At 72.2% G+C, this 4,420-nt stretch carries 4 protein-coding genes; 2 read left to right on the top strand and 2 right to left on the bottom strand.

Annotated elements, in window-relative coordinates; all coding sequences use genetic code 11:
* Window positions 1-515: aldehyde dehydrogenase family protein (locus tag VFM98_RS23060; protein WP_325112233.1), on the bottom strand; the 515-nt coding region annotated here is incomplete at its 3' end.
* Window positions 516-608: 93 nt separating this feature from the next.
* Between VFM98_RS23060 and VFM98_RS23055 the strand changes: the two genes are divergently transcribed.
* On the top strand, window positions 609-1,562 hold the full coding sequence (locus VFM98_RS23055; RefSeq protein ID WP_325112232.1) for a LysR family transcriptional regulator: 954 nt from the start codon (window positions 609-611) through the stop codon (window positions 1,560-1,562).
* A 119-nt stretch (window positions 1,563-1,681) separates the two neighbouring features.
* Here the strand turns inward: VFM98_RS23055 and VFM98_RS23050 are convergent, their stop codons facing one another.
* Entirely contained in the window at window positions 1,682-3,442 is a 1,761-nt protein-coding gene (locus VFM98_RS23050; protein WP_325112231.1) for an acyclic terpene utilization AtuA family protein, read from the bottom strand.
* Between the two features lie 74 nt (window positions 3,443-3,516).
* Here VFM98_RS23050 and VFM98_RS23045 point away from each other — a divergent pair.
* A partial coding sequence (locus VFM98_RS23045; protein ID WP_325112230.1) for an ABC transporter permease occupies window positions 3,517-4,420 on the top strand: 904 nt, incomplete at its 3' end.

The following is a 4,420-nucleotide window of genomic DNA, read 5'->3' as shown; positions in this document are numbered from 1 at the left end:
GCCATCCACAAGGGGATCATGGCAGGGAAGTTGAAGGGCGTGATGCCGGCGGCGACGCCCACGGGGTGGCGAACGGACAAGAGATCGATGCCGGTGCCGACGTTGTGGCTGAACTCGCCCTTCAGCAGCTGCGGGATGCCGCAGGCGAATTCCACGATCTCCAGGCCGCGCGTGACCTCGCCCTGCGCGTCGCTGAACACCTTGCCGTGTTCGGCCGTGATCATGCGGGCCAGTTCGTCGCGGTGGCGGTTCAGGAGCTCGAGGAACCGGAACATCACACGGGCGCGCCGGATCGGCGGCGTGTCGGCCCAGGCGGGGAAGGCGGCCTGGGCGGCGGCCACGGCCTGCGCCACCTCGCCGGCATTGGCCAGCGCGACGCGGCCGGTGACCTGGCCCAGGGCCGGATTGAACACGTCGGCGCGGCGGCCGCTCTGGCCGGGGGCGAGCTTGCCGCCGATCCAGTGTTCGATGGCGGCCAGCGTGGCCGCGGGACGGTTCTTGTCGGGTGCGTTCATGGTCGGTGCTTCTCGCTCGGGGGGGATCGGGCCAGTCTAGGCCTGCGGGAGCGGTTTGCAAAGACGCCAACGCCGATCAGATTGTTTGCCAGAATGAACAATGTGAGCACCGCCGCGACCACCCCCGCCTTCGCCGACCTCCACCTGCTGACGGTGCTGGCCGAAACCCGCAGCTACACCCAGGCGGCCCGCCGCCTCGGCATCTCCAAGGCCTCGGTGAGCGCCCGCATCGCCGAACTGGAGCGCGTGGCCGGCGTGCCGCTGGTGCGGCGCACGACGCGCTCGGTGGGGCTCACGCAGGCGGGCCAGCAGCTGGTGGACGAGACCCGCGGCGCCTTCGAGCGCATCGCCCAGAGCTTCTCCGGCATCCGCGACCTGGCCGGCACGCCGCGCGGGCTGCTGCGCGTGAGCGCGCCGGTGGCGCTCGGGCGGCAGTACGTGGCGCCGACGCTGCCCGCCTTCCTGCAGCGCTATCCGGAGATCCGGCTCGACCTCGATCTCAGCGACCGCTTTGTCAACCTGGCGCAGGAGGGCTTCGACCTCGCGATCCGGCACACCCAGGCACCGCCGGAAACGCACGTGGCGTGGCAGCTGTGCCCCTCGCGCTCGCTGCTGGTGGCCAGCCCCGACTACCTGCGCCGGCACGGCACGCCGCGCCATCCCTCGGAGCTGGCGCAGCACGCCTGCCTGGCCTACCTGCGCCAGGGGGCGGCGCAGACGTGGACCTTCGAGCGCGGCGCCGGCCGCAAGGCCGAACGGGCCGTGGCCACCGTCGAAGGGCCCATGCGCGCCAACAACAGCGAGGTGCTGCGCGAGGCGGCGCTGGCGGGGCTGGGCATCGCGCTGCTGCCGGATTTCAGTGCGGCCTCGCATCTCGGGCCGAAGCAGCTGGTGCAGCTGATGCCCGAATGGCGTCCGCTCGGCTTCTTCGGCGACGCCATCCACGCGATCCGCCCCTGGTCGCCCCAGGTCCCGCGGGCGGTGCAGTGCCTGGTGGATCATTTGCGGCAGGTGATGAAGGGCGGGTTCCTGGCGGCGAATTCGTAGGCGCTGGCGGTGGCGAATTCGTAGGCTGGAGCTGAGCGCCGGAGGCCGAAGCCCAGCGATGCGCGAGCGCAGCGAAGCGCTGGGCTTCGGCCATCCGAGGCTGGCGCCTCGGGTGGCGCTCAGCACCAGCCTACGAAACCCACCGAAGCCCACCCTTGCGGCACCTGGACCGGCATGGTGAGGAGGATCTGTGCCATCCCCTTGCCCAGCGGATCGTTGCGCAGCGACGCCATGCCGCCGCCATCGAGCGCTTCGCTGCACACGAAATTCATCGCATGGATCCCCGGCGGGTCGTAGGGCCGCACTTCGCCCACCACCAGGTGCGCGAGCCAGGCCTTGACCCGCTCCTCGGTCAGCTGCGCCCGCAGCCACGGCAGCCACTCGGGCCGGCGGGCGATCACGCCGATGTTGGAGACGTCCCCCTTGTCGCCGCTGCGCGCCCAGGCCAGCTGCACCAGCGGCACCTCGATGCAGGGGCCGGCGGGCTGGGCGGCCTCTACCGCCTCCGCAGCTTCGGGCTCCGGCACCGGCACCTGGCCGCACGGCACCGCCACCTCCCAGCTGTCCCCATCCAGCGTCACGCGCGGCGCGACCCGCTCCTTGCCGACGAAGAAGGCCAGTTGGCGGATGCAGGGCGAAACGCCGGGCCGCCCGCCCGCGCCGGTGGTCCCCGGCGACCAGCTCGTGCCCGCCGGCGCGATCTCGCGCGCGAACAGCTCCAGCGCCTCCTTCTGCCGGTGCATCACGGCGAGGTGCAGCACCGCCTCGCGCACGTCCTGCGTGCGCGCGTGCGGGCCGAAATTGGCGCGCTCGGAGCCCAGCACCTCGATGCGCGTGCGCGTGTAGTCGCTCCAGCCGCGTGCCGCGAAGAGCTCGCGCGTGCGCTCCAGGATCGCCTCGCCGGTGCGCTGCGCCTTGCGCGCCGCGTCGAGGCCGACGATGGTGAGCTGGCCGGTGGAGCGCCAGCCGTCCATCACGGTGGCCGAGACCTTGTACTGCGGCCCCGGCGCGAGGCCGCGCGCGCCGCTCACCCGCACCCGGTGCTCGCCGTCGGATTCCAGCCGCACCCGCGAGAAGTCGCAGCTCACGTCCGGCAGCAGGTAGCGCCGCGGATCGCCAATCTCGTACAGCACCTGTTCGGCGACCACGGCCGGATTCACCAGCCCGCCCGTGCCCGGCGGCTTGGTGACGACGAAGCGGCCGTCCGCATGGCACTCCAGCACCGGATAGCCGATGTGCGCCCAGTCGGGCACCGCTTCCCAGTCGGTGTGCAGCCCGCCCGTGGCCTGGCAGCCGCATTCGATGATGTGGCCGGCCAGGCTGCCCTGCGCGAGCCGCGCGTAGTCGTCCGCGGGCCAGTCGAAGGCATGCATCAGCGCCCCCAGCGTCACGGCACTGTCGACGCAGCGCCCGGTGATCACCACCTGCGCGCCCGCATCCAGTGCCACGCGGATCGGCAGCGCGCCGAGGTAGGCGTTGGCAGTGAGCAGCCGTCCCCTGGACACGGCCGGCGCGAGCGCCAGCACCTCGTCGCCTTCCACCACCGCGATGCGAAGGTCCACCCCCTGCTGCGTGGCCAGGGCGCGCAGCGCGTCCGCGCAGGCGCGCGGATTCACGCCGCCGGCGTTGCTGATCACGCGGATGCCGCGCTGCGCCACCTCGCGCAGGATCTCCTTCATGGTGACCTGCACGAAGTCCGTGGCGTAGCCCAGCTCGGGGTCTTTTCCCCGCGCCGCCGCCAGGATCGACATGGTCAGCTCGGCGAGGTAGTCGAAGACCAGGAAGTCGACTTCGCCGCGCGCCACCAGCTGCGGCGCGCCGACGCTGCTGTCGCCCCAGAAGCCGGAAGCACCACCGATGCGCACCCGATCCTTGGCCATGGAGAGGCCTCCTTGCGCCGGGTTATACCAACGGCCCCCAGGGCGCGGCTCTGCCGTTAGGATGGACGGTTCCCATGGCCACGCCCGACCTCACGCCCCGGATCGACCCAGCGCCCGCGGCGCCGGGCCAGGCCGTGCGCCTGCTGGGCGAGTGGACGGCGGCCCAGTTCGCGCGGCCCCGCCTGCTGCGCGACTTGCTGCACGCACTGCCGCGCGCGAGCGACCGGCAGGCCTGGGACCTGCGCGACGCTGCCTTGCTGGACCACGTGGGCGCGCAGCTGCTGTGGGACCACTGGGGCCAGCGCTGGCCGCAGCAGCTCGAGCTGCTGCCGGCGCAGCGCGCCGTCCTGGAGCGGGTGGCGGAATTCACCACCACGCGGCCGCGGCGCAAGCGCCCGAGCCTGTGGGACCTCTATCTCGGTTTCGGCGCGATGCTGCTGCGCGCGCTGGACCACATGAAGGGATTCGTGCTGCTGATCGGCCAGCTCACCATCGACCTGCGCGAGCTGTTGCGGGCGCCCCACCAGGCGCCGTGGCGCGATTTCTCCGGCCACCTGTACCGCATCGGCGCAACCGCGTTGCCGATCACGGCGCTGGTCGGCGGGCTGATCGGCGTGGTGCTGGCCTACCTCACGGCGCAGCAGCTGCGGCAGTTCGGCGCCGACGCCTACATCGTCGACATCCTGGGCATCGCGCTGGTGCGCGAGCTGGGGCCCATGCTGGGCGCGATCCTGATCGCGGGGCGCTCCGGCTCCGCCATCACGGCGCAGATCGGCGTGATGCGCGTGACCGACGAACTCGACGCCATGCGCGTGATGGGCATCTCGCACACCTACCGGCTGGTGATGCCGCGCGCGATGGCGCTGTCGATCGCCATGCCGCTGATCAGCGCCTGGACGACGGTGGCGGGCCTGATCGGCGGCATGATCGCGGCCGACCTGTCGCTGGGGATCAGCCCGCTGTTCTTCCTCAAGGCGC

The organism is Ramlibacter sp. (assembly GCF_035706265.1).
Lineage (GTDB): Bacteria > Pseudomonadota > Gammaproteobacteria > Burkholderiales > Burkholderiaceae_C > Ramlibacter.
The sequence above is the reverse complement of the archived record's forward strand: the minus strand, read 5'-3'. Positions and strand labels throughout refer to the sequence as shown.

What these genes read in the sequence shown, in the direction of transcription:
- VFM98_RS23055 (WP_325112232.1), top strand. Translation starts at nt 609, where the DNA reads ATGAACAATGTGAGCACCGCCGCGACCACCCCCGCCTTCGCCGACCTC.
- VFM98_RS23050 (WP_325112231.1), bottom strand. Translation starts at nt 3,442, where the DNA reads ATGGCCAAGGATCGGGTGCGCATCGGTGGTGCTTCCGGCTTCTGGGGC.